Source organism: Blastococcus sp. SYSU DS0541, from assembly GCF_054050875.1.
The window spans coordinates 1-26,942 of record NZ_JBJHAD010000003.1 but is presented as its reverse complement, the minus strand read 5'-3'; the positions used below and the strand labels follow the sequence as shown (position 1 = coordinate 26,942).

Genomic DNA, 26,942 nt, shown 5'->3' with positions numbered 1-26,942 from the left:
GGGGGGCACAGGGGCCTTCAACTACCATGGCTGGCATGGCTGAACAGCGCGGACGTGTCCTGCTGGCCGATCCCCGGGGGTACTGCGCCGGCGTGGACCGGGCGGTGGTCGCCGTCGAGCGGGCGCTGGAGATCCACGGCGCCCCGGTCTACGTCCGCAAGCAGATCGTCCACAACAAGCACGTCGTCGCCACCCTGGAGCGGCGCGGCGCGATCTTCGTGGACGAGACCGACGAGGTGCCCGAGGGCTCGGTCGTCGTGTTCAGCGCGCACGGGGTCAGCCCCGCGGTGCACGAGGAGGCCGCCACCCGGCAGCTGCGCACCATCGATGCCACCTGCCCCCTGGTCACGAAGGTGCACCAGGAAGCGAAGCGCTTCGCCCGCGACGACTACGACATCCTGCTGATCGGCCACCGTGGGCACGAGGAGGTCGAGGGCACCTCCGGTGAGGCCCCCGCCCACATCCAGCTCGTCGACGGGCCCGAGGACGTCGCGAACGTGCAGGTGCGCGACCCGGAGAAGGTCGTGTGGCTGTCGCAGACCACGCTCTCGGTCGACGAGACGCTGGCGACGGTGGACCAGCTCAAGACCCGCTTCCCCGGCCTGCAGTCCCCGCCGAGCGACGACATCTGCTACGCCACGCAGAACCGGCAGCAGGCGGTCAAGCAGATGGCGGGCGAGTGCGACCTGGTGCTCGTCGTGGGGTCCACCAACTCGTCGAACTCAGTGCGGCTGGTCGAGGTGGCGCTGGAGGCCGGGGCCCGCGACTCGCACCTGGTCGACTTCGCCTCCGAGATCGACGAGGCATGGCTCGAGGGCGTGGGCACCGTCGGCGTCACCAGCGGGGCGTCGGTGCCGGAGATCCTCGTCAGCGAGGTGCTCGACTTCCTCGCCGCGCGCGGCTACCCCGACGTCGAGACGGTGAAGGCCGCCGAGGAGCGGCTGGTCTTCGCGCTCCCGCACGAACTCCGCCGGGCGGAGAAGGCCAAGCAGAACACCGGCGACTGAGCACCGGCGACCAGCCGCCGCTACGACGAAGCCCCGGTCCGCAGCAGCGGACCGGGGCTTCGTCGTCGGAGGCGTCAGCGGCGGGTGACCAGCCGAACGATGCCCAGCAGGACGGCGATGGCGGTCGCGACGGCCATGGTCGGGAAGCCACGCACCAGCAGCGTGGCCAGCGTGGGCAGGTTCAGCGTCGCCGAGGGCGCCAGGGCGATGTTGACCACCGCGACCAGCGTGAAGACCAGTGGCGGGGCGACGACGACGGTGAGCAGGTCGCGGCGGCGGACCAGCAGGGTGCCCGCCGAGACGCCCACCGAGAGGGCGATCAGGGTGACCAGCCCCAGGCCGACGCCGATGAAGGAGTCGAGCGCGCCACCGGCGAGGGTCAGCAGGAAGATCCCGAGCACGGCCAGCGAGCCGCGCAGGCGGCTCTCGGGTGCCGACGACGGGGACGCGGTCCGTGCCCGGCCACGCTCCTGCGCGGGCCGTCCCGCCGACCGCGGCGGGACGGGCTCCCGCCTCGGCGGGACGGGCTCGCGTCGGCGGGACCGGGGTGGCTCCGGCCCGTCGAACCGGTCGTCGGAGTACTCCCGTTCGGCGGCGCGCAGGCGCTCGCCGGCGCCTCCGGGCACGGGTGCCCCGGGACGGGCCGGGCGCACGGGACGGGATGGGCGCTCGTTGCCCACGGGAGGACGCGGTGCGCGCGCGGGGTACGGCCGCTCGGGCGGACCTCCGCCCTGCCATGCGCCCGCCGTGCTCGCCGTGGCCATGGCGCACCTCCGTCCCGCTCCGCTGGACGACCCGACTGGCCGCCCGACGCAGCCACGGTAGCGACCCGAGCTGGCAGTTCGTGGGAGGACGCCCTCGCGTCGTGGGGGACCGTTGGGGGCCCAGCAACCCAGGGTGATGGCTGTGACGCGCGGGGTGGAGGAAGTCCGGTCACCGGGTCGTCCCGGCGTCAGCCGGAGGTGCCGTCCCGCTCCTCTGCCGGTGCCGCATCGAGTCGCCCGAGGTCGCCCGTCGGCCGGAGCGCGCGGATGGTCGCCTCGACGGGCTCGGGCTCCGGAACGGGGGACTCCGCAACCCCCAGGTCGTCGAACCGGCGTGCGGCGGTCAGCACCGAGCGCTCGTAGGAGCCGACCGTCTCGTTGTAGCGGGTGAGCGTGGTGGAGAGCGCCGAGCCCAGACGGGTCAGGTGCCCCGACAGCGTGTTCAAGCGGGCGTGCAGCCGCCGGCCGACCTCGAGCACCTGGTCGGCGTCGCGGGCCAGCCGCTCCTGCCGCCACGAGTAGGCGACCGTGCGCAGCAGCGCCAGCAGGGTGCTCGGGGTCGCGAGCACCACGTCCCGGGCGAAGCCGTACTCCAGCAGCCCGGGTTCGGCCTCCAGCGCCGTCGTCAGGAACCCGTCGGAGGGCACGAACAGCACGGTGAAGGGGGCGGCGGGCCGGAAGGCGGTGGGGTAGCGGCGGGCGGCCAGCTGGTCGACGTGGGTGCGTAGCTGCCGGGCGTGCGCCGCGATCCGCTGGGCGCGGACGTCGCGGTCCTCGGCCTGCACCGCCTCGATGTAACCGGTGAACGGCACCTTGGCGTCGACCACCACCTGCCGGCCGTCGGCGAGGGTGACCACGAGGTCGGGGCGGACCCCGGCGCCCTCGTCGTTGGTGCCGCCCGGCTGCTCGACGAAGTCGCAGTGCTCGAGCAGGCCGGCGACCTCGACCACCCGCCGCAGCTGCACCTCGCCCCAGCGCCCGCGCACGTGCGGCGTGCGCAGCGCGGTGACCAGCGCGGCCGTCTCGTGCTTCAGCTGGGCCGAGGCGTGGCCGACGGTGCCCATCTGCTCCCGCAGCTCTCCGTGCGCGGTGGCCCGGGCCCGCTCCATGCCCGCGAGCAGCCGGTGCAGGTGGTCCAGCGACTCGTGCACCGGCTCCAGGCCCGCCTCCTCCGGGCGGCGCCGGGCGAGCAGGGTGACGACGCCCAGCGCGATGGCGGCACCGAGCAGCGCGCCGAGGAGGAGCCCGAGGAAGAGGGAAGCGGCGTCCATGGGCAGGACCCTGCCGGAGAGGTCCGACAGTTCGCGCGAGGTGGCGGAAGGGCCGCCCGCCAGGGGCCCGCGCGGGGCGTGCGAGGCGGGGGAAGGTGGTCCTTCAGTCGGCGGGCACCCCGGAGTGCGTCGCCTCGTGGTCGAGCAGCCAGCGCTTGACCGGCGTCCCCCAGCGGAAGCCGCCCAGGCCGCCGTCGGAGCCGAGCACCCGGTGGCAGGGCACGAACAGGGCCGCCGCGTTGCGCGCGCACGCGTTGGCCGCCGCGCGCACCGCGGCGGGGCGGCCGCAGCGCGCGGCGAAGGCCGCGTAGGTGTCCGGTCGCCCGGGGGGCACGGTCCGCAGCACGTCCCACGCCTCCTGCAGGAAGGGGCCGGAGCGCTGCCGGACGGCGACGCCGTCGATCGCGCCGACCCGGCCGGCGTGGAACTCCTCGACCGCGTCGAGCACCGGCAGGTGGGCGGCGGCCTCGCTGCGCGCGGGGCGCAGGGAGGGGTGCACGACGGCGAGGAGGTCGGCGACCTCGGCGGTCCACCCGCTGGCGAGCACGACGTCCCGCCCGTCGGGGTCGGTCTCGACGACGACGGTGAACGGGCCGGGCGGGGTGCTCACGGTGGCGTGGCGGGTGGGCGTGGTCATCAGGCGCTCCTCACGAGGGCGGGGGTGCGGGTGAACAGCGACGGCGCGGCGAGCGCCCAGAGGTGCATCACGGCGTAGGACCGCCACGGCCGCCAGCGGGTGGCGGCCTCGGCGTCGGAGCTGCCGAGCGAGGCCAGCGACCGGCGCAGCGCGAGGTCGCCGGGGAGCCAGACGTCGGGGTCGCCCATGCCGCGCAGCGCGACCAGCGCCGCCGTCCAGGGGCCGATGCCCGGGACGGCGAGCAGCGCGCGGCCGGCCTCCTCCCGGTCGGCGCCCGGGTCGAGGGCGATGCCGCCCTGGTCCAGCGCGGTGGCGAGGGCCGACACCGTGCGCCGGCGCGCCCCCGTGAGCCCCACCTCGGTGAGGTCGGCGCCGGCGAGCGCGGCGGGGCGGGGGAAGGCGTGGGTCAGCGAGCCGACCGGCTCGGCCAGCGGGGTGCCGGCCGCCAGGAGCCGGGCGGTGAGCGTCCGCGCCCCGGCGATCGACACCTGCTGGCCGAGCACCGCGCGGACGGCCAGCTCCGCGGCGTCGGGCGAGGCCGGCACCCGGCGCCCGGGCGCGCCGCCGACGAGCGCGGCGAGGGCCGGGTCGGCGCCGAGGACGTCGTCGACGGCGGCCGGGTCGGCGTCGAGGTCGAGCATCCGGCGGCAGCGGCTCACCGCCGCCCCGAGGTCGCGCAGCTCCGTCAGCCGCAACCGCGCCGTCACCGACGGGCCGCCGTCGGCCGCCGGGGAGAGCCGGACCACCGCGGGGCCGTGCGGGAGGTCGAGGACGCGGGAGAACGTCGTGCCGTCCCACTCCTCCAGGCCGGGCACGGCGTGGGCGCCCAGGAACAGCAGCACCTCCTCGGCGGCGTAGGGCGCCCGGGCGGCCAACCGCAGCGTGAGCCAGCCGGGCTGCCCGGTGGGGGTGCTCCGGCGGGCGCGGCGGAGCTCGGTCGGGGTGGTGGCGAACACCTCGCGCACCGTGTCGTTGAACTGGCGCACGCTGGCGAACCCCGCGGCGAAGGCGATGTCGGCCACCGGCAGCGCGGTGGTCTCCAGCAGCACCCGGGCGGTCTGCGCGCGTCGCGCCCGGGCCAGGGCGAGCGCCCCGACGCCGAGCTCGCCCACGAGCAGCCGGTGCAGCTGGCGCTCGGAGTAGCCGAGCCGGGAGGCCAGGCCCGGGACCCCCGACCGCTCGACCTCCCCGTCGGCGATCAGCCGCATGGCGCGGGCGACGACGTCGGCGCGCACGTCCCACTCGGGCGACCCGGGGACGGCGTCCGGGCGGCAGCGCCGGCAGGCGCGGTAGCCCGCTCCCTGCGCGGCGGCGGCCGTCGAGAAGAAGGAGACGTTGCGGGCCAGTGGCGTGCGGGCCGGGCAGGAGGGGCGGCAGTAGATGCCGGTGGTGCGCACCGCGGTGACGAACCAGCCGTCGAAGCGCGCGTCCCGGCCGGCGACGGCGCGGTAGCAGCGCTCGTGGTCCAGCGACTGCGTCATGGGACGAGCATGGCAGCCCGCCCGAGGTGGTCACCGGCGGTTTTCGGACGTCGCCGTGATGAGCGCCGGGATCCGGTCCAGCACCCGGTCTCGGGTGGGCTCCCCGCCTCCGCTCGTCCACCGGTCGGTGGACGACCGACCAGCGCATCGGGGGTCCCGGCGGGAGGGGTGCGGCAGGAGCCTGTGCCCATGACGACGACGGAGGTGGCGCCGCTCCCGCTGGGGACCGGCGTCGTGGAGCCGGCCGTGACCGTGCGCGGTCTGGCCAAGCGGTACGACGGTCGGGCGGTGCTCGACGGGCTTGACCTCGACGTGCAGCGGGGGGAGTGCTTCGCCCTCCTGGGGCCCAACGGTGCCGGGAAGACGACGACGATCGAGATCCTCGAGGGGGTTCGCCGCCGCGACGCCGGCGACGTCCGGGTGCTGGGCGAGGACCCCGCCACCGGGCGCCGGGAGTGGCGGGCGCGCATGGGCGTCGTCAGCCAGGGGGAGCCGGCGGGCCAGGCGCTGTCGGTGCGCGAGGCGCTCGACCACTTCGCGCGGTACCACGCCCGGCCCCGCCCGACCGACGAACTGCTCGCCGCCACCGGGCTCGAGGTGAAGGCCGGCACCCGGGTAGCGGCGCTCTCCGGCGGGCAGCGGCGGCGGCTCGCCGTGGCCCTCGGGGTGCAGGGTCGGCCGGAGCTCGTCTTCCTCGACGAACCGACGACCGGCATGGACCCGGTCGCGCGACGGCAGTTCTGGGGGCTCGTCCGCGGCCTGCGGGCCGACGGCACCACGGTGCTGCTCACCACGCACTACCTGGACGAGGCGGCCGAACTCGCCGACCGGGTGGGCGTGATCGCCGAGGGACGGCTCGTGGACGTCGCCCCTCCGGCGGAGCTGGGCGCCGAGCTGCGCCGGAGCGCCACCGTCAGCTGGCTCGAGGCGGGGACCCGCCGGCGGGTGGTCACCGAGCGCCCGGCCGACGTCCTGCGCGACCTGCTGGCCACCACGACCCGGGGCGAGGTCCCCGGTCTCACCGTCACCCGGCCCGGCCTGGAGGACGTCTACCTCCAGCTCGTCGGCGCCGCCCCCGCGAGCTCCGGAGGAGACCCGGCATGACCGCCGTCCTGACCCCGCCGACCACCCGCCCCGCCCCGCCGTCCGCGCTGTCGATCGCCCGGGCGCGGGTCGGGCTGGAGCTGCGGCTGTTCTTCCGCGAACGCCAGCAGGTGGTGTTCTCGTTCGCCTACCCGGTCGTCATGATGGTGATCTTCGGGGCGGTGCTCGGCGGCGACGTGCTGCCCGGGAACGTGCCCTTCCCGCAGTACTTCCTGGCCGGCATCGCGGCCACCGGCATCATGCTGACCAGCTTCCAGGCGGTCGGCACCGGCATCGCCGCCGAGCGGGAGACCGGCCAGCTGGAGCGGCTGCAGCTGCTGGGCGCGCCCCCGGTGGCCTACTTCGCCGGCAAGGCCGGGCAGGTGCTGGTCACCACGGCCGCGCAGCTCGCGCTGCTGCTGCCGGTGGCCCGGTACGGCTACGACGTGCCGATGCCGGTCGACCTGGCCCACTGGCTGACCTTCGCCTGGGTCGCGGTGCTCGGTGCCCTGGCCGGCACGGTGCTGGGCATCGCGGTGTCGGCGATGCGGGGCAGCGCGCAGTCGGTGACCACGAGCGTCTCGGCGTTCGCGATCGTGCTGCAGTTCTTCTCCGGCGTCTTCTTCGCCTTCGGGGAGCTGCCCGGCTGGATGCAGCAGGTGGCCGCGCTCTTCCCGCTCAAGTGGATGACCCAGGGCATGCGCTCGGCGTTCCTCCCCGAGCAGGCGGCGGCCGCCGAGGCGGCGGGCAGCTGGGAGCACGGCCGGATCGCCCTGGTGCTGGTCGCGTGGGTGATCATCGGTGCCGTGGTGTGCGTGCGCACGTTCCGCTGGCGCCGGGTCGACGGGTGACCGACCGCCCGACCCGGGCCGCCGTCGTCCCTCCCGACGAGGAGGACGACGGCGGCCCGCCGCTGTCCGAGCGCGGCTGGCGGCTCACCGTCCTCGGCCTGCACGCGGTCTTCGCGCTGCTCGTGACGATCGCCGTGGTGACGATCGCGCTCTCGCCGTTCGAGGCGCCGAAGGCGGTGCTGCTCTTCTCGCTGGGTGTGCTGGCCGTGGCCTACACCCTGCTCGGCGCCCCGGCGCTGGTCACCCGCGACCAGCGCCGCGCGAACGCCTACCTCGCGGTGTTGGTGCTGGTCTTCGGCGTCCTGGCCTGGTTCGAGCCCTCGCTGCTTTTCCTGCTCTTCCTCGGCTACGCGCAGGTGTGGTTCCTCTCCGAGACCGTAGCGCGCGGCGTGCTCTGGACCCTCGCGCTCGCCACCGCGAGCACGGTGGGGCCCTTCGTGTCGTGGACCCGCGGCGACGAGCCGCTGTCCGGCCCCGCCCAGACGCTGGTCGGCCTGACGTTCAGCCTCGCGATGGGGTTCTGGATCTTCCAGGTGCTCGAGCAGAGCCGGCAGCGCGCCCTGCTGATCCGCGCGCTGGAGCGCACCCGGGCCGAGCTGGCCACCGCCGAGCGCGAACGCGGGGTGCTGGCCGAGCGGGAGCGCCTGGCCCGCGAGGTCCACGACACCCTCGCGCAGGGCTACACGAGCATCGTCGTCCTCGCGCAGACCGCCGCGGCGCAGTTGCCGGAGGGCGCCGAGGCCGTGCGGGACCGGCTCGCCCTCATCGAGGAGGTGGCGCGGGACAACCTGCAGGAGGCGCGGGCCGTGGTGGCCGCCTTCGCGCCGGTCGCGCTCGAGGGCTCGACGCTGGTCGAGGCGCTGGAGCGGCTGGCCGAGCGGTTCGGCCGGGAGACCGGGCTGGCGGTGCGGGTGGACACCGCGGCGCTGGACGGCGGCGTCGCGCTGCGCCGCGACGAGGAGGTCGTGCTGCTGCGGGGCGCGCAGGAGGCCCTGACCAACGTGCGCCGGCACGCCGACGCCACGAGGGTGGCGATCCGGATCTTCGCCGTGGGGGAGGGGGGCGCTCGCCACGTGTCGGTGCACGTGGAGGACGACGGCGTGGGCTTCGACCCCGCGCACGCCCGGGGGTCGGGGCTGGACGGGTTGCGCGGGCGGGTCGCCTCCGTCGGCGGCGAGGTGGACGTCGAGTCCTCGCCGGGTGCCGGCACCCGCGTGACCGTTCGGGTGCCGGGCTCGTGATCCGCGTCGTCGTGGTGGACGACCACCCCGTGGTCCGCGGAGGCCTGGTCGGGTGGCTGGACGCGCAGGACGACCTGTCGGTGGTGGGGGAGGCGGGCGACGGTCTGGAGGCGCTCGCCGTGGTGGCGGGGTCGACGCCGGACGTCGTCCTCATGGACCTGCGCATGCCGCGGATGGACGGCGCCACGGCGACGGAGAGGCTGGCCGCGTCGCACCCCGGCGTCCGCGTGCTCGTGCTGACCACCTACGACACCGACGCCGACATCGTGCGGGCGGTGGAGGCGGGCGCGACGGGCTACCTGCTCAAGGACGTCCCGCTGCCCCAGCTCGCGGACGCCGTCCGCGCGGCCGCCCGGGGCGAGACGGTGCTGGCGCCGCCGGTCGCGGCGCGACTGGTGTCGCGGATGCGGGCACCGGCGGCCGAGGCGCCCACCGCGCGGGAGCTCGAGGTCCTGCGCGGGGTGGCGCGCGGGCTGACCAACGCCGAGATCGGCCGTGAGCTGTTCATCGGCGAGGCGACGGTGAAGACCCACCTGCTGCGCGTGTTCGCGAAGCTCGGCGTGGACGACCGGACGAGGGCGGTGCTGGTGGCCGTCGAGCGCGGCCTGCTGCCGTCACCGGGGCGGTGAGCGGACCGTCGTCAAGGCCGTCGCGAAGTCTGTGGACAAGCCCTTGACCTGCACTTTCGGGTCGCGGGCGCCAGTGACTCGCGGTAGCATTCGTACATGTGTTCGACAGGTGCGGAGGGCGCGGTGACCCGGCTGGGCGCCGCGCTGGACGACCTGGCCGCCGAACGGCTCGACGGCGCGTTCGGCCCGCAGCTGATCGAGCAGCTGGGTGCGCTGCTCACCGCGTCCAACCGGCTGGCCGCGCAGGTGGCCCGCCGGGTGCGGGAGTGCGAGGTCACCGGGGCCGCCGAGCACGACGGGAAGGTCTCGATGGCCTCCTGGCTGCGCGGGCACGCGCTGCTCTCGGCCGGCGCGGCGTCGCGGCTGGTGCGCTCGGGCCGGGCGCTGCCGGAGCTGCCGGCGGTGGCCGCGGCCTTCGCCGCGGGGGCGATCACCGCCGAGGCGGTGGTGGTGATCGCCGCGGTGGCCACCCCGGCCAACCTGGCCGCCGCCGCGGCCCAGGACGTCGACCTCGCCGGGGTCGATGCCGCGCTGGCCGAGGTGGCCGCGACCCGCCCGCACGCCGAGCTGCGCCAGGTCGTGGCCCACTACCTGGCCCGGCTCGATCCTGGTGGGCTCGAACCCGATCCCACCGAGGGACGCTCCCTCACCTTCGTCGAGCACGCCGACGGGTCGGTCTCCTTCCGCGGCGAACTGGATGCCGTGGGCGGGGAGAAGGTCCAGGCCGCGGTCGAGTCCCTGCTGCAGGCCGCCCGGCCCGCCGGGGACACCCGGACCCGCGCCCAGCAGCAGGGCGACGCCCTCGTGCAGCTCGCCGACAACGCCCTGGCCGCGGGCGCCCTGTCGGTGCTGCGCACCCACAAACCCCAGGTGGTGGTCCGGGTGGACCTGGAGGACCTCATCGACCCGGACACCGGCCCCGGCGCGGCGAAGTTGGGCTTCAGCGCGACGATCTCCGCCGCCCGGGCCCGCTGGCTGGCCTGCGACGGCACCGTCACCCGCATCGTCATCGGCCCCGAAGGCCAACCCCTCGACGTCGGCCGCGTTCGGCCCCTTCGCAGGGGCCCGCCGCGAGCTTGCGAGTGGCGGGGGGCGGAGGGGTCCTTTCGTTCACCGGCTGCCACGCCCCCACCCACTGGTGCGACGTCCACCACCTCGTGCACTGGGCCGACGGCGGGGACACCTCGCTGGAGAACTCAGCCCTGCTCTGCGAACGGCACCACACCAAGATCCACCACGGGTTCCGCGTCGAACGACGACCCGACGGCCGATGGCGCACCTACCGGCCCGACGGCACCGAGATCCTCGTCCTCCCCCCGCATCACCGCAGAACCCGAACGATCACGGACGGGGCGAGCGGTCAGACGCGGTCGGCCGCCACCTGAGGGTGCTCCGACCGGGGTCGCGGAACGCCGCCTGCCCGCGCCGGGTCGCCGCCGTCCGGCCGACCGCCGTCCGGTGGCTGCGGCTCTGGCACGGCCGGGCGCCCGAAGTGCCAGCCCTGGCCGTAGTCGACCCCGAGCGACCGCAGCACGTCCGCCTCCGCCGCCGTCTCGACGCCCTCGGCCACGACGCCGGCGTGCAGCCCCCGGGCGAAGTCGACCAGCGAGCGCACCAGCACGGTGCGCACGGGGTCGGTGTCCAGGCCGCTGACGATGCTGCGGTCGATCTTGATGACGTCGGGCGAGGTGACGACGATGTGCCGGAGCGAGGAGAACCCGGCGCCGACGTCGTCGATCGCCAGGCGCAGGCCGGCCGCCCGGAACGGGGCGAGCATCGCGGCGAGGGCGTCGTAGTCCTCGACCGGGTCGTGCTCGGAGAGCTCCAGCAGGATGCGGTCCAGGGGCAGCTCCCCGAGGAGTGCGGCGCACCCCGGCGTCAGGAGCGTGCCGGGGGAGACGTTCATCGCGACGTAGCCCTCGCTGCCGTGCAGGTGGTCGGCGGCGCGGCGCAGGGCGAGGAGCTCCAGTTCGTCACCCAGGCCGACGCTGTGCGCCTCCTCGAACACGACGTCGGGGGCCTTCTGCCACTCGCCGGGGAAACGGCTCAGGGATTCCGCGCCCACCCGCGCCCCGGTGGCGAGGTCGACGATCGGCTGCAGCGCGACGACCGGCCCACCCGCGGCCACCAGCGGGTGGAGCCGTCGCTCGATCTCCGTGCGCCGGTGCTCCTCCTTGACCTGCGGCTCGATGATCACCGAGGCGGCGGACGCGAGGACGTCCATGAGCGCCTTGTCGCGCTTGGTGAGGTCCTTGTCGGAGGTCAGCCCGGCAGCGCAGAAGGTGCCGTAGAGGGTGCCGTCGGACAGCGTCACCGGCACCGAGACGTAGCTGCGGATCCGTGGCATGCGCGCGGCCGGCAGCCTCATCGCCTCGGGGAAGTCCTTGAGGTCGGGGATCACCGCGGGGAGCTTGCGGTCCAGGATCGCCTGGCACAGCGTCGTCTCCTGGACCTGGGTGGCGCCCTCCTGGAACAGGAAGGGCACCGACGACTCGACCACCTCCAGGTGCTGGGTGGTGCCGTCCAGCCGTGACAGGAACGCCACGGAGAGCCGCAGCGACTTCTTGGCCGTCCGTAGCAGGTCGGCGATCTGCTGCTCGGTGTCCGTGCGGTTCTTGCCCACACCCCCGTCGTCGGCCGGTGCGGCCGGCTGCTGGAGCGGGCGCCTCACCCGGAAGGGGGGAGGCGCCCGCGGGGGCGTCAGCCGAGGGAGGCGGTGAAGGTCACGCTGTCGGTGGAGACCGTGGTGCACTCCATCGACAGGGGTCCGGCTTCGACGGTCTGGCCCTCGGTGCAGGTGACCTCCCGGTCGCCCACGCTGAAGGTCGCCTCGCCGTCCTGGACCCCGCCGAAGGACACCGTGGTGCCGAGGACGTCGACCGACTCGGCGTCCGCGCCGAGGGTCACGGAGCACGAGGTCCCGGAGCAGTCGACGGCATTGCCCACGGCGCCCGCCGCCGAACTCGCCGACGAGGCGACGGCGCCGGTGTCCTCGAGGACGGACGTGCCGGTGTTCGGCTCGGTGCCCGAGCATGCGGCGAGAGGGAACAGCAGCACGGCACCCGCGGCGAGCGCCCCGCGGGAGAGCCTGCGCGTGTATGAGGTGGCCATGATCCGAGGCTAGGTCGGCCACTTCGGCGCCGCGCCCGCTCGGACCGATCGTCACGGGACTGTGACATGGGTCACCAAACCGACATCAAGGGGTCACGAGGACGCCGGATCCGCCGGCCTCGACGGTGACGCGCGCCTCGCCGGTCGCGACGCCGGTCAGCTCCTGCCCGAACGGCAGCGGGTCCATGGGGATGGTGACGGTGAACCGCTGCCGGAGCAGCGCCCTGCTCGCGTCGTCCAGGAACGTGGCGGTGTCGATCTGGGTGGGTTGCACGGCGAGGTCCCCGCCCTCCGGCTCGATCACCGCCCGCGCCGAGGCGGAGAGCCGGCGCCCGAGCACCTCGACCGACCCGGTCAGCCGCAGCTCACCGTCGGGTGCGCCGTCGAGACGCAGGGAGCGGCCGGTGGCCTCCAGGTAGGTGTTGAGGTCCTCGTAGGTCAGCGTCGCCACCTCGCGGGTCCGCTCGAGGTAGACGGTGTCGATGTCCTGCGTGAGCAGGTCGTGGAACGGGACGTGGACGCCGGACAGCTCCGCCTGCACGCGCTCGATGCGCAGCGGGCCGGCGCGCAGGTCCTCGACGACGATCTCGACGCGCTCGTACCGCCCGGCGATCAACTGGGGCAGGAAGAAGGCGCCGTGCACCTCGACCTCCGGCCGCTCCAGGACGCCGGTGGTCAGCTGGACGTTGCGCGCCAGGAGCCCCTCCGCAGCCCAGCGGGCCAGCCGGTCGGCCCCCCACAGCACGAGGAGGACGCCGATGGCCACGCTCCCGGCCAGGAGGAGCGTCGACCGGCGCGGCCGCCGCACCGTCCACCTCTGCGTCGCGGTGCTCATCGGCCGGCGGTCTCCAGGGTCGGCTCGCCGACCCGCCGGCCGGTGGGGGAGCGGGCCGCGGTCTCGGCGGTGTCGCGCAGCTCCTCGCGGGAGACCGCCTCGGTCCGGATGCGGCGGCTGGGCCAGCTGGACCACCGGCCCAGGAGCGTGAGCAGCGCGGGGGTGAGCACCGGGCGGACGAGGAAGGTGTCGATCAGCAGGCCGACGCTCATGGTGAAGGCGACCTGCCGGAAGGTGTCGAGGGGGATGATCGCCACCATCGCGAACGTCGTCGCGAGGATCACGCCGGCGGCGCTGATCGCGCGCGCGGTGGCCGGCATGGCGAAGGCGATCGCCTTGCTCAGCGGCAACCGGTTCGCGGCCTCCCAGATGGAGCCCACCGCGAAGACGTTGTAGTCCGAGCCGAGCGCCAGCAGCAGGACCGCGGTGGCGAACGGCACGTAGAAGGTCAGCCCCGGGTCGTCGAGCCACCCCTGGAACACGAGCACGGTCAGGCCCATGGCCGCGGCGACGCTCAGGGCGCTGGTGAAGAGCAGAGCGATGGGGGCCACCAGCGCCCGCAGGTAGAAGACCAGCACGAGCAGTTCCACGGCCAGGGCCGCCAGCAGCGTGTACCGGAGGTTGTCCCGCGTGATCTGGGCCAGCTCGGCGGCGATCGCGGTCTGGCCGGTGACCAGCACGTCGGCGTCCCCGAGGCCGGCGTCGGCCAGCAGGGGCGCCAGCCGGTCCTCCAGCCGCCGCAGGTCGGCGATGGCCCCGGCGGCCAGCGGGTCGCTGTCCAGGACGACGACGAATCGTGCGGCGTCGCCGTCCTGGGAGAACACGACCCCGTAGTTGTCCGGGAGCGGGTTCTGGGCCGGCCCGAGCACCGTGGCCACGCCCGGCTGGGCGGTGAGCGCGCGCTGCACCGATTCGAGCGCGGCGCGGTCGTCGGCGATCCCCGGACGCTCCAGGATGATCTCGGTGGGCGCCACGACGCCCCGGACGCCGGCCTCCTCGAGCACGGCGGCGCCGCGGCTGACGGGGTCGTCGCTGGGCAGCCCGCCGGTGAACGACAGGTCCAGGCGCAGCGAGGTCAGGGGGAGCGCGGCCACGACGAGGACGGCGGTCCCGAGCGCGGCGGCGACCGCCGCGCCCCGGCGGCTGACGACGATCCGGACCAGCGGGCCGGCACCCCGGGTGGAGGGCTCCCGACGGGGGCGCGCGGCGGCGGGCAGGAAGAGCCACCGCCCGAGGATCGCGAGCATCGCCGGCACGAGCGTGAGCGAGACGAGGACCCCGATGACCACGGTCAGCGACAGCGCGGGACCGAAGGCGCGGAAGAGCTCGTAGTCGGCGGCCAGCAGCGCGGCCGTCCCCGCCGCGACCGTGATGCCGGCGACGGCGATGATCGGGCCTTCGACGGCGACGGCGGCGCGGGCCGCCTCGAGGCGTGGCAGGCCCCGGTCGAGCTCGCGGCGCAGCCCGGAGAAGAACAGCACGCAGTAGTCGGTGATCACGCCGATGAGCAGGGCCGCGATCAGCGGCTGGACCTGGTCGGGCAGGGAGAACCCGAACGCCGCCGCCAGCACCCCCAGGCTGCGGATGGCGACCAGGTAGCCGAGCCCGGCGGTGAAGAGCACCACGAAGGGCGCGACGAGCGACCGGAAGACCAGCCCCACGACGACGGCGATGAGGACGAGCGTGGCGACCTCGAACACGTGGATCCGGGACTGCAGGTAGGACACCTGCTGGATCTGTGCCGGGACGACGCCGGTCACGTAGGTCTGCACGCCGGGCTGGTTCTCGAAGTGCGCGGCGTACTGGCGGGCGAGCGCGGCCGTCTGCGCCAGGGACGTGAACGGCGTGACGTAGAGGTAGGTGACGGCGGTGTCGGAGGTGCCGGTCGGGATCGGGACGGCGGCGGCGATGTTCCCGCGGCCCTCGGGCACCGTGCCGTCCAGGTAGTTCTGGGTGAACGACAGCGCCCACAGCGCCACGTCGGCGCGGGTCAGCACGCTGAGGCCGCCCGGGTCGTGCACCACGACCGAGGTGTCGGACAGCACGGGGAGCCGGAACAGCTGCAGGCTGCGCTCCTGCGCCTGGACGACGGGGCTGTCGGAGGGAACCAGCGAGCCGATGCCGCCGCCACCGCCGCTCGCCGTGGGCAGGGACATCGAGACCCACACGGTGATCAGGATCCAGGCCAGCACGACGAACCAGCGGGCCTTGACGACGGTGGCGCGGTAGGCGGCCGCGAGCAGGCGAAACGGTCCCCCCGCGCGCGCGGGCTGCCGACCGCCGGTCGTCATGCCGGCGGTGGGGGAGACGTCATCCGACCGTGCACCTGGCCTCCACCCCTGGCCGATCCCCGGTTGGCACCGCAGGCGGAGGGTAACCGGGGGCGGACGCGCCTGCCCGGCGAGCGGAGGTCCCACCATGGCCGAGACCGGCACGAGGTCACCGGTGCCCCAGGAGGGGTGGCGGCGAGTGCTGCGGTGGTGGGGGCGGACAGGCGCCTTCCTGGGCGGCCTCGTCGTCGGAGTGGTCATCGCCGGTTTGCTGAGCCAGGGCAGCGTGCTCGTGGCGGCCCCGGTGCCGACGAACCCGGACGCCGCCCTGCCGGGCGCCGATCTCGGCGAGGAGAGCGGGGCGACGGGGCAGCTGACGGTGGACGACGACTGCCTGCAGGCGGTCAACGCCGCCGAGGACATCGCCCAGCTCGTCGACGAGCTGGGCGAGGCGATCGCCGAGTTCAACGCCGCCCGGCTCGACGAGATCGTCCGCCGGCTGCAGCCCCTGCAGCGACAGCTGCAGAACAGCATCGACACCTGCGAGGTGGGCGCCGGCGTCCCGGACGGCCCGTCCGTCGCCGTGCCGACGGGCGTGGCACCGCCGACCGGCTCGGCCGCACCCGAGAGCCCCGACACGACCGACTGACCGGCGCCGCCCGCGGCGGTCAGGGGTCCGGGCCCCGGGCGCCGTAGGCTGGTGCCCCGTGAGTCTCACCATCGGGATCGTCGGCCTGCCCAACGTCGGCAAGTCGACGCTCTTCAACGCCCTGACCAAGAACGACGTCCTCGCGGCGAACTACCCGTTCGCGACGATCGAGCCCAACGTCGGCGTGGTGGGGGTGCCCGACCCGCGGCTGGAGAAGCTCGCGGAGATCTTCGGCTCGCAGAAGATCATCCCGGCGACGGTCTCGTTCGTCGACATCGCCGGCATCGTGCGCGGCGCCAGCGAGGGCCAGGGCCTGGGCAACAAGTTCCTCGCCAACATCCGCGAGAGCGACGCGATCTGCCAGGTCATCCGCGTCTTCACCGACCCCGACGTCGTGCACGTCGAGGGCAAGGTCAGCCCGGCTGACGACATCGAGACGATCAACACCGAGCTCGTGCTGGCCGACATGCAGACGCTGGAGAAGGCGATCCCGCGGCTGGAGAAGGAGTCGCGCAAGGACAAGGACCGCAAGGCCCTGCACGACGCCGCCGTCGCCGCGCAGGAGGTGCTGGACAGCGGCAAGACGCTCTTCTCCGCCGGGGTCGACCCCGAGCCGCTGCGCGAGCTGACGCTGCTGACGACCAAGCCGTTCCTCTACGTCTTCAACGTCGACGCCGACGAGCTGGGCAACGCCGAGGTGCTCGACGAGCTGCGCGCGCTGGTCGCCCCGGCCGAGGCCATCTTCCTCGACGCGCAGACCGAGTCGGAGCTGATCGAGCTGCCCGCCGAGGAGGCCGCCGAGCTGCTGGAGTCGATCGGGCAGAACGAGCCCGGGCTCGACCAGCTCGCCAAGGTCGGGTTCCGCACCCTCGGGCTGCAGACGTACCTGACGGCCGGGCCGAAGGAGGCCCGCGCCTGGACGATCCCGGTCGGCGCCACCGCCCCGCAGGCCGCCGGCGTCATCCACACCGACTTCCAGCGCGGCTTCATCAAGGCCGAGATCGTCAGCTACGACCAGCTGGTCGAGGCGGGGTCCATGGCCGAGGCCAAGTCCAAGGGCTGGGTGCGCATGGAGGGCAAGGACTACGTCATGGCCGACGGCGACGTCGTGGAGTTCCGCTTCAACGTCTGATGGGACACGATGCCCCGGCTCCATCGCTCGTCGACGCCAGCGGTCGGGGCCGAGGCGTGGAAGAGCCTCGGTCGCCCTCCACCGGCCTCCTCGTGTCCGAGGTCCAGCGGCATACCCGGACCGGGCAGACCACGGTGGTCGCCCCGTCAGTCCTGCCCGGGGGGATCGGTGAGCCAGTCACCCCTGTAGACGGAGATCCTCCGGACACCCAGTTCCGTGCGCAGTTCCTGGTTCGTCTCCGTCCCGCACAGAGGAGCCCCCTCGTAGCTGAGATAGAACTCCTCGCGGTCGAAGGTCAGGAGTCGCGTGGGCTGGACGACGCCCTTGAACCGCGTGTCGGGTTGTAGGCGGAAGACGGTCACGTTCCCGAGGCATCCCGGCGCGCTGTCCCGCTCGAGCGCCTCCTCGACCAAGCGCATCCGGTCTTCCCGCACGTATTCGGAGATCATCCACACGATGGCGAACGACTTGGAGGCCGGAGCTCGCCACGGTATGGAATAGGTCTGCGTCGTCTGTGCGTCCAGGTCAGCATTCCGGCTGACCACCTGGGCGTAGGCGCAGTCCTCGTCAGCGCGTAATTGCGCCATGGTGAGCTCGTGGAACTTCCTCCAGTCGTTCTCCGCGGAGAAGCAGAAGACGACTTGTGACGTGAACAGGGACGCTCGGACATCCCCACTGTTGTCGAGAGTGACCTCGACGGTTCCGAGACGCTCCTCGGGGTCGAGCCTCTGCACCACGACGCGGACTTCGGGCGTCACCGAGGTGATCAGCTGAGAAGGCGTGTAAGAGGTCGCCTGCCAGAACTGGACAGCCGGCAAGAGAGCGGGCAGCAGAGCCAGTGGAGCCAGGAGCGACAGACGCCATCGTCGGCCCTTGAAGGATCTGAACAGCAGGATCGACACGAGTGCTGCACCGCAGATGACCGATGCGACTGCGAGTGCGGTCGGCAGCGGCTCTCGAGGTGGGTCGATCGCCGCGAGCAAGGTCGGCAGCCCGACGATGGCGGACACAGCCCCGCCGACGACAGCCGCTGCACGCGCGCCCGGCAGCGGGAGTACCAGCAGCAGGAGGACTGTGGCCGGCAGCACCACCACGGAGCTCACCACGATCACGCGGTCCAGGAACAGAGCGGGCACGGTCAGCGCACTTCCCGCGGGAACGCGCACCAGGAGGATCGACAGCCACAGGACCGGCAACAGCAGCAGCATGCAGCCGAGACGCCCCCTCCATGTGCGGTGGTATTCGCGCCTGTAGGCCCTCCACCACGTGCCACCCCGCATGGCGCACGTTCTAGTACCGGCAGCGCCGGAGCGGCAAGCGAAGGTCGCCTGCTGTCTCCACGTCTCCTGCCCGAGGGGGGTCGGCCGGTGAGGTCGTCGATCCGGCCGCCGTTGACCCTCGTCCTCGGTCCGCCCGGAACGGTCCCGCGGCTGGGTGCGCATGGAGCGGGAGGACCACGTCATGGCCGACGGCGACGTGGTGGACTGCCGCTTCGACGTCCTACCTCGCACCCGGACGGCGGGGTAGGGCGGAACAGGAGCTACAGCACCGGCGTTCTGGTGACGATGTCTCCTCTGGCCGGCCATGCCGGGGCGGCAGCTGGAACCCACGACGGAGGAGACCTGATGGACTACCTGCGACAGCTGCAGGCGGAGCGGCCGCTGCTCTTCGGCATCGTGCTCCTGGTGGGTTTCATCGTCGCCTTCCAGCTGGCGATCTTCGTGATCCAGCTGGTCGTCGGGCCCTTCGGCCTGCCGGGCTGGGCGCCGCTCGTGATCCTGGTGGGTGGCCTCGTCCTCATCGCCCGGCGACAGCAGCGCTAGGCGCTCAGCCGAGGAGCGCGTTGAGCCGGGCCGCCTGCCGCGTGAGGTGGTCGCGCTCCCGCAGGTCCGGGGCCGACCGGGCGGCCTCGGCGTAGAGCCGCGCCGCGGTGGCGAGGTCGCCGTCCTTCTCGTGCAGGTACGCGGCGACGGCGGTGTAGCGGGGGAGCGAGGGGTCGAGGTCGGCCAGCGCGGCCAGCCCGGCCCGCGCGCCGTCGGCCTCCCCGACCGCGACGGCCCGGTTGAGGCGGGCGATCGGGCTGCCGGTCAGCCGCACCAGCTCGTCGTACCACTCGACGATCTGCACCCAGTCGGTCTCCTCGGTGCTGCGCGCGTCGGCGTGCAGCGCGGCGGTCGCGGCCTGCGCCTGGAACTCGCCCAGCCGGTCGCGTGCCAGCGCGGCCTGGAGCACGTCGACCCCCTCGGCGATCAGCCGGGTGTCCCACGCGGCGCGGTCCTGCTCGGCCAGCGGCACGAGGCCGCCGTCGGGGCGGGTCCGCGCCCGGCGCCGCGCGTGGTGCAGCAGCATGAGCGCGAGCAACCCCGACACCTCCGGGTGGTCGCTGACGGCCGCCAGCTGCCGGGTGAGGCGGATCGCCTCCGCGGCGAGGTCGACGTCGCCCGAGTAGCCCTCGTTGAAGACCAGGTAGAGCACCCGCAGCACGGTGGCGATGTCGCCGGGGCGGTCGAAGCGGACGCCCGAGACCGTCCGCTTGGCCCGGCTGATGCGCTGCGCCATGGTCGCCTCCGGCACGAGGTAGGCCTGGGCGATCTGCCGCGTGGTCAGCCCGCCGACGGCGCGCAGCGTCAGCGCGACCGCGGACGCCGGGGTCAGCGACGGGTGGGCGCACAGGAAGTAGAGCCGCAGCGAATCGTCCCGGGCCTCCGCCGCGCCGGGCTCCGGCTCCGCGCCCACCCGCTCCTCGCGCCGCTGCCGGGCGGTCTCGGCCCGCGTGGCGTCGAGGAACTTGCGCCAGGCCACCGTGACCAGCCAGCCCTGCGGGTCGCGCGGTGGGTCGTCCGGCCACACCCGCACGGCTTCGACAAGGGCTTCCTGGACGGCGTCCTCGGCCGCCGCGAAGTCTGCTCCGCGGCGGCCGAGGGTCCCGATCACGGTGGGGACGATCGCCCGGAGGAGGGCCTCGTCCACCGGTGCGGTCACTCCGTGATGGTGGGCGGCGCCGTCAGGAAGGGACGCAGCTCCAGCCACTCGTGGATCGGCTCGCCACCAGCACCGGGGGCCGCGGACAGCTCGCCGGCCAGCTCGACCGCCCGTTCGTGGCTGTCGACGTCGATCACCATCCAGCCGGCGATCAGATCCTTGGTCTCCGCGAACGGGCCGTCGGTGACCGGCGGCCGCCCCTCGCCGTCCGAGCGGACCCAGATGCCCTCGGGCGCGAGCGCCTGCCCGTCGACGAACTCGCCGGTGCGCTCCAGTCGCGTCGCGAAGTCCTGCATGTACTGCATGTGCGCCGAGATCTCCTCCGGCGTCCACTTCTCCATCGGGACGTCGTTCACCGCCGCCGGCGCGCCGCGGTAGTGCTTGAGCAGCAGGTACTTGGCCATGGTGTTCTCCCTGGTGAGGTACGGCCCATCGTGGCCGTTCGCACCCTGGGACGGAACCGCCTGGAGTTTCTCGACATGCCCCCCGGGCCCGGTCGTGAAAAACTCCAGACGGCGTCAGACCCGGCCGCGGAGGATCTGGTGCCAGTAGACCTGCGGCAGCCCGTAGCGGTCGAAGAGCCACTGCCAGCGGCGCGGCACGAACGGGTCGAGGAAGGGCACCGACGGCTGCGACCGGTTGTCGCGGTCGACCTCGTTGAGCATCAGCTTCCGGCGGCTCACGGTGATCGGCATGACCGTGTAGCCGTCGTACCGCTGCATCGGCTTGCCGTTCGCGACGGCCGACAGGTTGCTGCTCAACACCTTCACCTGCTTGCGCAGCGCGCCCCCCGACGGGCGGGTGACGAGGTCGGCGGCGTCGCCGAGACCCCAGATCGAGTCGTGGCGGCGGTGCCGCATCGTCTCCGGGTCGACGTCGACCAGGCCGGGGGAGGGGTCGACGGCGAGGCCTGCGTCGGCGATCCAGCGCGGTGCCCGGTAGTGCGGGACGGCGTGCGCGAAGGCGACGTCCTCCAGCACCCGCCGGCCGCCGGGGGAGGTGACCGTCACCGAGTGCAGGTCGCCGTCCACCCGCTTGAGCCGGGATTCGCGCAGCACCTCGACGCCGTAGCCGGCGAACGCCTCCTCCAGGCGCCGGTCCGCCTCCGGGACACCCGTCCCGGTCGCCGCCGGCAGCACGAGGCGGATCTGCAGGTCACCGAGCACCCCGGAGCGCCGCCAGTGGTCGCACGCCATCAGCAGCGGCTTGAGCGCGGTCGGCGCGCACGACGCCGGCTCCGGCGGCACGGTGAAGACGACCGAGCCCGAGCGCAGCGACGTCACGCCCGGCCAGACCACCGGCGTGCTGCCGGGCACGTAGGACGACGCGGCCCACCCCTCGGCGTAGGCCTGCTGCAACCCCGGCGTGGCGTCCCAGTCCTCGACCAGGCCCGGGCAGAGCACGAGGGTGGAGCAGTGCAGGGTCCGCCCACCGCGGGTGCGCACCGTCATGACGGCGGGGTCCACGGCGTCGACGGCGTCGCGGATCCAGGTGCACCCGTCGGGCACGACGTCGGCCATCGGGCGCTCGAGGTCGGCCATCTCCGCCTCGCCGGCGGCCACGTAGTTCAGCAGCGGCTTGTACCGGTGCACCGGGGACGGCGCCACGAGGGTGACGTCCTCCACCCCGTCGCGGAGCAACCGCGCCGCCAGCGAGATGCCGGCGTTGCCGCCGCCCACGATGAGTACCTCGGTGTGCTCCACGTCCGCTCCCGCCCTCACGCTGCGGACTCCCGGTCACCGCCGCAGCTCGGCCACGGGGGCGAGCCTGCCCACTTCGAGCGGGTTCCGCACCGCGGACGCCCGGTGGATCGGGGTCGTCACAGAGGGGCGGCGAGGCTCGCCGTGGTCGCGACCAGCGCGAAGCCGCCCAACCAGGCCGCGCGGATCCCGACCCGCCGGCTGCCGTCGCCGGCTCGTGCCAGCAGCAGGCCCGCCAGGAGTGCGGCGGCACCGGTCCCCACCGCCGCGACCTCCATCACCAGCCACGGTGACGCCGTGGCGCTGAGCCACCGGGTGGGCGGGGTCAGCCCGAGCATCCAGCTGTAGGACGCCGCCCAGAACGCGACCGCGAGGGCCGCCAGGGCGAGCACCGGCGACCGCCACCGGTCGGCGCGGGCACTTCGGGAGCGTTCGCGGGGGTCGAGCACGCGGCGGAGATTAGGGGAGCGGCGCGCCGCGCGGTGGCGTCAGGAGCGCGCCGGACCGCGCGCGGCCGTGGCGGGCCGTGTGGACCGGTGGGCCGCCGGTGCCCGCCGACCGCCGCGGCGGATGCCGGCGGGTCAACCGGCGAGGCGGGCGCACTCCTCGCAGCGGGCGGCGTCGTGCTGCGCCGGCCAGTCCTGCGCGGCGGTCGCGCGCACGAGTTGACCGCAGAGCGACGCCTCCAGCCCGTCGACCACGGGCTTGGCCACGGCGTGGACGACGTCGTCGGCACCCCCGCGACCGGCAGCGTCGACATCACGCCCGATCCACCCGACCCGGATACCGATCACGAAAAGGCTCGCCGTCATGGCGCCAGGGTGGGCACGCGAGATGTCCGGCGGGTGACGCCCTCCCGAACTCCGGACGGCGACGCGGCGTCTCAGCCCTCCGCGGCCGGCCGGTAGACCACGTGCAGCACCCCGGTCGGCAGCGCCTCGGAGGACACCAGCTCCAGCGGCGTGCGGCCCAGCTCGTCGGTCCAGCGCCGCTCGCCCGAGACGACCACCGGGTCGACGAGCAGCACCAACTCGTCGAGCAGGCCGGCGGCCAGCAGCGACCGCACGGTGGTGAGGCTCCCCGACATGCCGATGGTGCCGTCGGTGCGGTCCTTGAGCGCCCGCACATCGTCGAGGCTGCGCAGAACCGTCGTCCCGGCCCAGTCGGAGCCCTCCAGCGTCGTCGACAGCACGTACTTCTGGACGGGGTTGATGAACTCGGCGAACTCGTCGCTGTCGTTGCCCGGCCAGTACTGCGCCCACTGGTCGTGCAGCACGCGGCCCATGAGGTAGGCCTCGCAGCGGCCCAGGTGCCGGTCCATCGCCTGCCCCATCGCCTCGTCGAAGTAGGGGCCGTGCCACAGGTCGGGGCGCTCGGCCGAGCCGTCGACGGTGGTGAACAGAGCAGCGGCGATGCGTCCCACGGGATCTCCTTCGGTGATGCGGTCGACGAGAACCTAGACGGGGCAGGTCCGCCGATCTCATCGGCCGGCGTGCGCGTTCCCGGCTCCGACCGGCAGGCTGGCACCCGGTGGCCGGCCGGCGGCCACCGCTGCGCCGAGGAGGTACCACGTGCCCCGCCCCCCGTTCCCGCCGTTCACCCTGGAGACCGCCCGGCAGAAGGTCCGCGCCGCGGAGGACGCGTGGAACACCCGCGACCCCGAGCGGGTGGCGCAGGCCTACACCGAGGACACGGTGTGGCGGAACCGCGCCGAGTTCCTGCACGGCCGTGACGAGGTCGTGCAGTTCCTGACCCGCAAGTGGCAGCGCGAGCTGGACTACGCGCTCCGCAAGGAGCTGTGGGCGTTCAGCGACGACCGCATCGCGGTGCGGTTCCAGTACGAGTGGCAGGACGCCGAGGGCGGCACCTGGCGCTCGTACGGCAACGAGAACTGGGAGTTCGCCGAGGACGGCCTCATGCGCCGGCGGGAGGCCAGCATCAACGACGTCCCCATCGCCCTCGAGGAGCGCTGGATCCTCGGACCGAGGGAGGACGGCGACACGACCCCGCTGCCGCTGCGCTGAGGCCGGGGATCCCACCAGGGCGACCCTGAGCGCGGAACCAGGGGTGGTTCCGGGTGTCACCGGATGTCCGCCGGGCGGCGCGGGCGGCACGCTCGTGGCATGACGAACTCAGCCCCCCTCCCTCCCCCCGCGGACATCCCCGCCACGGACCGGCAGCCGCCCCCGTCGCGGCCGGAGCTCCGACGCAGCAGCACCGACAAGATGGCCGGTGGCGTGTGCGGCGGCCTGGCCGACTACACCGGCATCGACGCCGTCCTCTGGCGGGTGGGCTTCGTGGGCCTCACCGTCGCCGGGGGCGCCGGCATCCTGGTCTACCTGCTGCTGTGGGTGCTCATGCCGTCGGGCCCGGCCCGCAGCGACGAGACGCCCAGCCCTCTGGAGCGACTGGTCCAGCGGCTGCACCACGCGCTCACCGGGCGGCGCGAGGAGTCCCCGCGCTGACGACGCGAGGGTCGGCGCCGGCCCGCGACCGGCGCCGATCCGCCAGGATGGCGCCCACACCCCTCGAGCAGCGACGGAGCACCGAGTGACCGTTCCTTCCGGACACCAGCCCGCCCCGATGGTCGTCCCGCGCTTCTTCATCCGGCAGCGGGTCACGATGATGGTCAACCGCTACGAGGTTCGGGCGGCCGCGCCCGACGGCAGCGAAGGGCACCTCCTCGCGCTCGCCGAGCAGAAGCGGATGAAGCTCCGCGAGGAGGTCGTCTTCTTCGCCGATGAGTCCAGGAGCCGGCGGGTCTTCTCCTTCAGGGCCCGCCAGCGCCTCGACGTCGGCGCCGAGCACGACGTCGTCGACGAGTACGGCCAGCCCATCGGCTACTTCAGGAAGGACTTCGGGGCCAGCCTGCTGCGCTCGACCTGGCACCTCTCCGCGCCCGGCCTCGAGGCGGTCGGCCAGGAGCGCAACCAGTTCATCGCGGTGCTGCGCCGGGTGTGGAACTTCATCCCGTTCCTCAACAACATCCCGGTGCCCTTTCTGTTCCACTTCGACTTCACCGACAGCCGCACCGGTGCGGTCGTGCTGAGCAGCGAGAAGCGGATCGGGCTGCGCGACCACTACACGGTCACCGTCCCCGACCCCCGCGTGGACTTCCGGGTGGCGGCGGCGATGGCGGTGGCCCTGGACGCCTTGCAGAGCCGCTGACCGCAGCGGGCGGCGCAGCGGGGGAAGGTGCGGCGGGCCGACGGCGTTGCCAGGTGCAACCGACGTGAAAGGCCCGCACCACTCATGAGCATCACCCTGTCCGTCCTCGACCTGGCCCCCATCCCACGCGGGGAGACCGCGAGCAGCGCCATCGCCGCGAGCGTCGCGCTCGCCCAGCGCGCGGAGGAGCACGGCTACGCGCGCGTCTGGTACGCCGAGCACCACAACATGCCCTCGATCGCCTCGTCGGCCACCAGCGTGCTGATCTCCCACGTCGGCGCGCACACCCGCACCATCCGGCTCGGGGCCGGCGGCGTCATGCTGCCCAACCACTCGCCGCTGACGATCGCCGAGCAGTTCGGCACGCTCGACGCGATGTACCCCGGCCGCATCGACCTGGGCCTGGGCCGTGCCCCCGGCAGCGACCAGAACACCATGTACGCCCTGCGCCGCGATCCGCGCTCGGCCGACACGTTCCCGCAGGACGTCCTCGAGCTGCAGGCCTACCTCGCCGGCGAGAGCCGGGTGCCCGGAGTCGACGCCATTCCGGGCAAGGGCTCGCGGGTGCCGCTGTACGTCCTGGGCTCCTCGATGTTCGGCGCCACGCTCGCGGCCGCGCTCGGGCTGCCCTACGCCTTCGCCTCGCACTTCGCGCCCGCCATGCTCGAGCCCGCCGTCGCGGCCTACCGGCGGGAGTTCAAGCCCTCCGAGCAGCTCGCCGAGCCCCACGTGATCGCCGGCGTCAACGTCGTCGCGGCCGACAGCACCGCGGCCGCGCAGGAGCAGCTGCAGGCGGTCCGCCGGAACCTGGCCATCGGCCTGTTCGGCCGGGGCCGCGCGCTCACCGACGAGCAGGCCGACCAGCTCCTCGCCCAGGGGGCCGGCCAGCACGTGGAGACGATGCTCACCCACACCGCCGTCGGCACCCCGGCCGAGGTGCGGGAGCACATCGAGGGGTTCGCCGAGTTCGCCGACGCCGACGAGCTGATCGTCGCCCACCAGTCGGGCTCCCTCGAGGGGCGGCTGCGGTCGGTGGAGCTGCTGGCCGGGGCCATGGCGGCCCACGCACTGTGATGCAGGCGTGTTTCGGGCCCCCGGGAGCGACGGGTAGGCGGCGGCGGTGACGTACTCGATCGTGGCCCGTGACCCGGAGACAGGGGAGATGGGCGTCGCCACGCAGTCCCAGGCCTTCGCGGTCGGGAACAGCGTCCCCTTCGCCCTCCCCGGGCACGGCGTCATCGCGACGCAGTCGATGGCCGAGCCCATGTACGGCGCCGTCGGCCTGGACCTGCTCCGCGGCGGCTTCACCGCGCAGGAGGTGCTGACGGCGCTCAGCAGCGTCGACCCGCAGCCCGAGCGCCGGCAGGTCGCCGTCCTCGGCCTCGCCGGCGACTTCGCCGTGTACACCGGCGCCAACTGCGTCGACGCCGCCGGCCACCTCGTCGGCGACACCTCCGTGGCGCTGGCCAACATGGCCAGCTCGCCGGCGGTGTGGGAGGCGATGGTCGAGCGTTTCGAGGGCTCCATCGGCCCCCTCGCGCAGCGGCTGCTCAACGCGCTCGTGGCGGGGGAGGAGGCCGGGGGCGACTTCCGGGGACGCCGGTCGGCCGCGATCATGGTCGTCCGCGCCACCACGACCGGCCGGCCCTGGCACGACATGGTGGTCGACCTGCGGGTCGACGACTCCCCGGACCCGCTCGGCGTCCTCGCCGAGCTCACCGTCACCCGCGCGCGCTACCAGGACGTCGTCCGCGCCTTCCAGCAGGCCATCGACGGCGACCCGGTCACCGCCGACCGGGAGCTGGAGCTGCTGCGGCCGATGGACCCGGTCAGCGAGCCCGACCAGCTGATGTGGCGGGCCGTGGTCGCGGCGCTCGCCGGTCGCGAGGACGACGCCCGCGCGATGCTCGTCGACCTCGCCGCCTCGGCACCTCAGTTCATCGAGGCGGCCAGCCGATTCGGCAAGGCCGGGCTCATGCCGGCCGACGTCGTCGACCGGATCATCCCGCCCGTGCCCCCCAGCTGACCCGCGGCGCGGGGACCTCGCCGGCCTGGGTGGGCAGCACGGGGGCGGTGCGGCAGCCCGCGGAGACCCGGGAGACGCGGCGGGCGGGCACCCGGAGTGGGTGCC

At 74.1% G+C, this 26,942-nt stretch carries 28 protein-coding genes and 1 pseudogene; 14 read left to right on the top strand and 15 right to left on the bottom strand.

The features are described from left to right. Window positions 1–35 precede the first annotated feature (35 nt). Entirely contained in the window at window positions 36–1,007 is a 972-nt protein-coding gene (locus tag ACI794_RS04535; RefSeq protein WP_456579291.1) for a 4-hydroxy-3-methylbut-2-enyl diphosphate reductase, read from the top strand. A gap of 74 nt (window positions 1,008–1,081) precedes the next feature. Here ACI794_RS04535 and ACI794_RS04530 read toward each other — a convergent pair whose 3' ends face one another. The 4 genes from ACI794_RS04530 to ACI794_RS04515 form a co-directional block, all read right to left on the bottom strand. Next, window positions 1,082–1,633 (bottom strand): DUF6542 domain-containing protein, encoded by a 552-nt coding sequence (locus tag ACI794_RS04530; RefSeq protein ID WP_456615744.1) that lies wholly within the window; start codon window positions 1,631–1,633, stop codon window positions 1,082–1,084. A 326-nt stretch (window positions 1,634–1,959) separates the two neighbouring features. Further along, a complete protein-coding gene (locus ACI794_RS04525) occupies window positions 1,960–3,042 on the bottom strand; it encodes a DNA recombination protein RmuC (RefSeq protein WP_456615743.1) in 1,083 nt (360 codons plus the stop codon). A gap of 103 nt (window positions 3,043–3,145) precedes the next feature. Then, on the bottom strand, window positions 3,146–3,679 hold the full coding sequence (locus ACI794_RS04520; RefSeq protein WP_456615742.1) for a methylated-DNA--[protein]-cysteine S-methyltransferase: 534 nt from the start codon (window positions 3,677–3,679) through the stop codon (window positions 3,146–3,148). Further along, on the bottom strand, window positions 3,679–5,160 hold the full coding sequence (locus tag ACI794_RS04515) for an AlkA N-terminal domain-containing protein (RefSeq protein WP_456600900.1): 1,482 nt from the start codon (window positions 5,158–5,160) through the stop codon (window positions 3,679–3,681). The genes ACI794_RS04520 and ACI794_RS04515 overlap by 1 nt, the downstream gene beginning before the upstream one ends. 189 nt (window positions 5,161–5,349) lie before the next feature. Between ACI794_RS04515 and ACI794_RS04510 the strand changes: the two genes are divergently transcribed. The 5 genes and pseudogenes from ACI794_RS04510 to ACI794_RS04490 all read left to right on the top strand — a co-directional run. After that, window positions 5,350–6,264, top strand: a complete 915-nt coding sequence (locus ACI794_RS04510; protein WP_456600899.1) for an ABC transporter ATP-binding protein — start codon at window positions 5,350–5,352, stop codon at window positions 6,262–6,264. After that, on the top strand, window positions 6,261–7,094 hold the full coding sequence (locus tag ACI794_RS04505; RefSeq protein WP_456615741.1) for an ABC transporter permease: 834 nt from the start codon (window positions 6,261–6,263) through the stop codon (window positions 7,092–7,094). The genes ACI794_RS04510 and ACI794_RS04505 overlap by 4 nt, the downstream gene beginning before the upstream one ends. Beyond that, window positions 7,091–8,335, top strand: coding sequence for a sensor histidine kinase (locus ACI794_RS04500; protein ID WP_456600897.1), 1,245 nt, complete (start codon window positions 7,091–7,093; stop codon window positions 8,333–8,335). Before ACI794_RS04505 ends, ACI794_RS04500 begins: the two co-directional genes overlap by 4 nt. Then, the gene (locus ACI794_RS04495; RefSeq protein ID WP_456600896.1) at window positions 8,332–8,964 is read left to right on the top strand and encodes a response regulator; all 633 of its coding nucleotides are present in this window, start codon (window positions 8,332–8,334) and stop codon (window positions 8,962–8,964) included. Before ACI794_RS04500 ends, ACI794_RS04495 begins: the two co-directional genes overlap by 4 nt. A 96-nt stretch (window positions 8,965–9,060) precedes the next feature. Further along, a pseudogene (locus ACI794_RS04490) lies at window positions 9,061–9,951 on the top strand (DUF222 domain-containing protein); the annotation flags it as partial. Between the two features lie 373 nt (window positions 9,952–10,324). Here ACI794_RS04490 and ACI794_RS04485 read toward each other — a convergent pair. The 4 genes from ACI794_RS04485 to ACI794_RS04470 all read right to left on the bottom strand — a co-directional run bounded on the left by ACI794_RS04485 (window position 10,325) and on the right by ACI794_RS04470 (window position 15,201). Continuing rightward, complete coding sequence (locus ACI794_RS04485) at window positions 10,325–11,635, bottom strand: sensor domain-containing phosphodiesterase (RefSeq protein WP_456615740.1); 1,311 nt, start codon at window positions 11,633–11,635, stop codon at window positions 10,325–10,327. A 29-nt stretch (window positions 11,636–11,664) separates the two neighbouring features. Further along, entirely contained in the window at window positions 11,665–12,075 is a 411-nt protein-coding gene (locus ACI794_RS04480; protein WP_456580845.1) for a hypothetical protein, read from the bottom strand. Between the two features lie 85 nt (window positions 12,076–12,160). Then, window positions 12,161–12,910, bottom strand: a complete 750-nt coding sequence (locus ACI794_RS04475; RefSeq protein ID WP_456600894.1) for an LmeA family phospholipid-binding protein — start codon at window positions 12,908–12,910, stop codon at window positions 12,161–12,163. Next, complete coding sequence (locus ACI794_RS04470; protein ID WP_456615739.1) at window positions 12,907–15,201, bottom strand: MMPL family transporter; 2,295 nt, start codon at window positions 15,199–15,201, stop codon at window positions 12,907–12,909. The genes ACI794_RS04475 and ACI794_RS04470 overlap by 4 nt, the downstream gene beginning before the upstream one ends. Before the next feature lie 127 nt (window positions 15,202–15,328). On the opposite strand from ACI794_RS04470, the gene ACI794_RS04465 reads away from it, so the two are divergent. Then, complete coding sequence (locus ACI794_RS04465; RefSeq protein ID WP_456615738.1) at window positions 15,329–15,829, top strand: hypothetical protein; 501 nt, start codon at window positions 15,329–15,331, stop codon at window positions 15,827–15,829. A 58-nt stretch (window positions 15,830–15,887) separates the two neighbouring features. Then, on the top strand, window positions 15,888–16,961 hold the full coding sequence (gene ychF, locus ACI794_RS04460; protein ID WP_456600891.1) for a redox-regulated ATPase YchF: 1,074 nt from the start codon (window positions 15,888–15,890) through the stop codon (window positions 16,959–16,961). A gap of 146 nt (window positions 16,962–17,107) precedes the next feature. On the opposite strand, the gene ACI794_RS04455 is transcribed toward ychF, so the two are convergent. Beyond that, complete coding sequence (locus tag ACI794_RS04455; protein ID WP_456615737.1) at window positions 17,108–18,169, bottom strand: hypothetical protein; 1,062 nt, start codon at window positions 18,167–18,169, stop codon at window positions 17,108–17,110. A gap of 417 nt (window positions 18,170–18,586) precedes the next feature. Between ACI794_RS04455 and ACI794_RS04450 the strand changes: the two genes are divergently transcribed. Further along, window positions 18,587–18,784, top strand: coding sequence for a hypothetical protein (locus ACI794_RS04450; protein ID WP_456600889.1), 198 nt, complete (start codon window positions 18,587–18,589; stop codon window positions 18,782–18,784). 4 nt (window positions 18,785–18,788) lie between these two features. Here the strand turns inward: ACI794_RS04450 and ACI794_RS04445 are convergent, their stop codons facing one another. The 6 genes from ACI794_RS04445 to ACI794_RS04420 all read right to left on the bottom strand — a co-directional run bounded on the left by ACI794_RS04445 (window position 18,789) and on the right by ACI794_RS04420 (window position 23,066). Further along, entirely contained in the window at window positions 18,789–19,943 is a 1,155-nt protein-coding gene (locus ACI794_RS04445; RefSeq protein WP_456615736.1) for an RNA polymerase sigma factor, read from the bottom strand. After that, window positions 19,940–20,347, bottom strand: coding sequence for a YciI family protein (locus ACI794_RS04440; RefSeq protein WP_456600887.1), 408 nt, complete (start codon window positions 20,345–20,347; stop codon window positions 19,940–19,942). Before ACI794_RS04440 ends, ACI794_RS04445 begins: the two co-directional genes overlap by 4 nt. 114 nt (window positions 20,348–20,461) lie before the next feature. Next, window positions 20,462–21,646 carry an NAD(P)/FAD-dependent oxidoreductase gene (locus ACI794_RS04435; RefSeq protein WP_456615735.1) on the bottom strand — a complete coding sequence of 395 codons (1,185 nt, stop codon included), beginning with the start codon at window positions 21,644–21,646 and terminating at the stop codon, window positions 20,462–20,464. Window positions 21,647–21,762: 116 nt separating this feature from the next. Beyond that, window positions 21,763–22,092 (bottom strand): hypothetical protein, encoded by a 330-nt coding sequence (locus ACI794_RS04430; protein WP_456615734.1) that lies wholly within the window; start codon window positions 22,090–22,092, stop codon window positions 21,763–21,765. A 132-nt stretch (window positions 22,093–22,224) separates the two neighbouring features. After that, the gene (locus tag ACI794_RS04425) at window positions 22,225–22,455 is read right to left on the bottom strand and encodes a hypothetical protein (protein ID WP_456600884.1); all 231 of its coding nucleotides are present in this window, start codon (window positions 22,453–22,455) and stop codon (window positions 22,225–22,227) included. Window positions 22,456–22,526: 71 nt separating this feature from the next. Further along, entirely contained in the window at window positions 22,527–23,066 is a 540-nt protein-coding gene (locus ACI794_RS04420) for a dihydrofolate reductase family protein (protein ID WP_456615733.1), read from the bottom strand. Window positions 23,067–23,214: 148 nt separating this feature from the next. On the opposite strand from ACI794_RS04420, the gene ACI794_RS04415 reads away from it, so the two are divergent. The 5 genes from ACI794_RS04415 (at window position 23,215) to ACI794_RS04395 (ending at window position 26,837) form a co-directional block, all read left to right on the top strand. Further along, window positions 23,215–23,667 (top strand): nuclear transport factor 2 family protein, encoded by a 453-nt coding sequence (locus ACI794_RS04415; protein ID WP_456600882.1) that lies wholly within the window; start codon window positions 23,215–23,217, stop codon window positions 23,665–23,667. A gap of 99 nt (window positions 23,668–23,766) precedes the next feature. After that, window positions 23,767–24,108 carry a PspC domain-containing protein gene (locus ACI794_RS04410; protein ID WP_456600881.1) on the top strand — a complete coding sequence of 114 codons (342 nt, stop codon included), beginning with the start codon at window positions 23,767–23,769 and terminating at the stop codon, window positions 24,106–24,108. An 85-nt stretch (window positions 24,109–24,193) separates the two neighbouring features. Continuing rightward, window positions 24,194–24,811 (top strand): hypothetical protein, encoded by a 618-nt coding sequence (locus ACI794_RS04405; RefSeq protein ID WP_456600880.1) that lies wholly within the window; start codon window positions 24,194–24,196, stop codon window positions 24,809–24,811. 84 nt (window positions 24,812–24,895) lie between these two features. Beyond that, entirely contained in the window at window positions 24,896–25,885 is a 990-nt protein-coding gene (locus ACI794_RS04400) for an LLM class flavin-dependent oxidoreductase (RefSeq protein WP_456615732.1), read from the top strand. Between the two features lie 46 nt (window positions 25,886–25,931). Next, window positions 25,932–26,837: a DUF1028 domain-containing protein gene (locus ACI794_RS04395; RefSeq protein ID WP_456600878.1), complete on the top strand. Its 906-nt coding sequence runs from the start codon at window positions 25,932–25,934 to the stop codon at window positions 26,835–26,837. The last annotated feature ends 105 nt before the right edge of the window (window positions 26,838–26,942 follow it).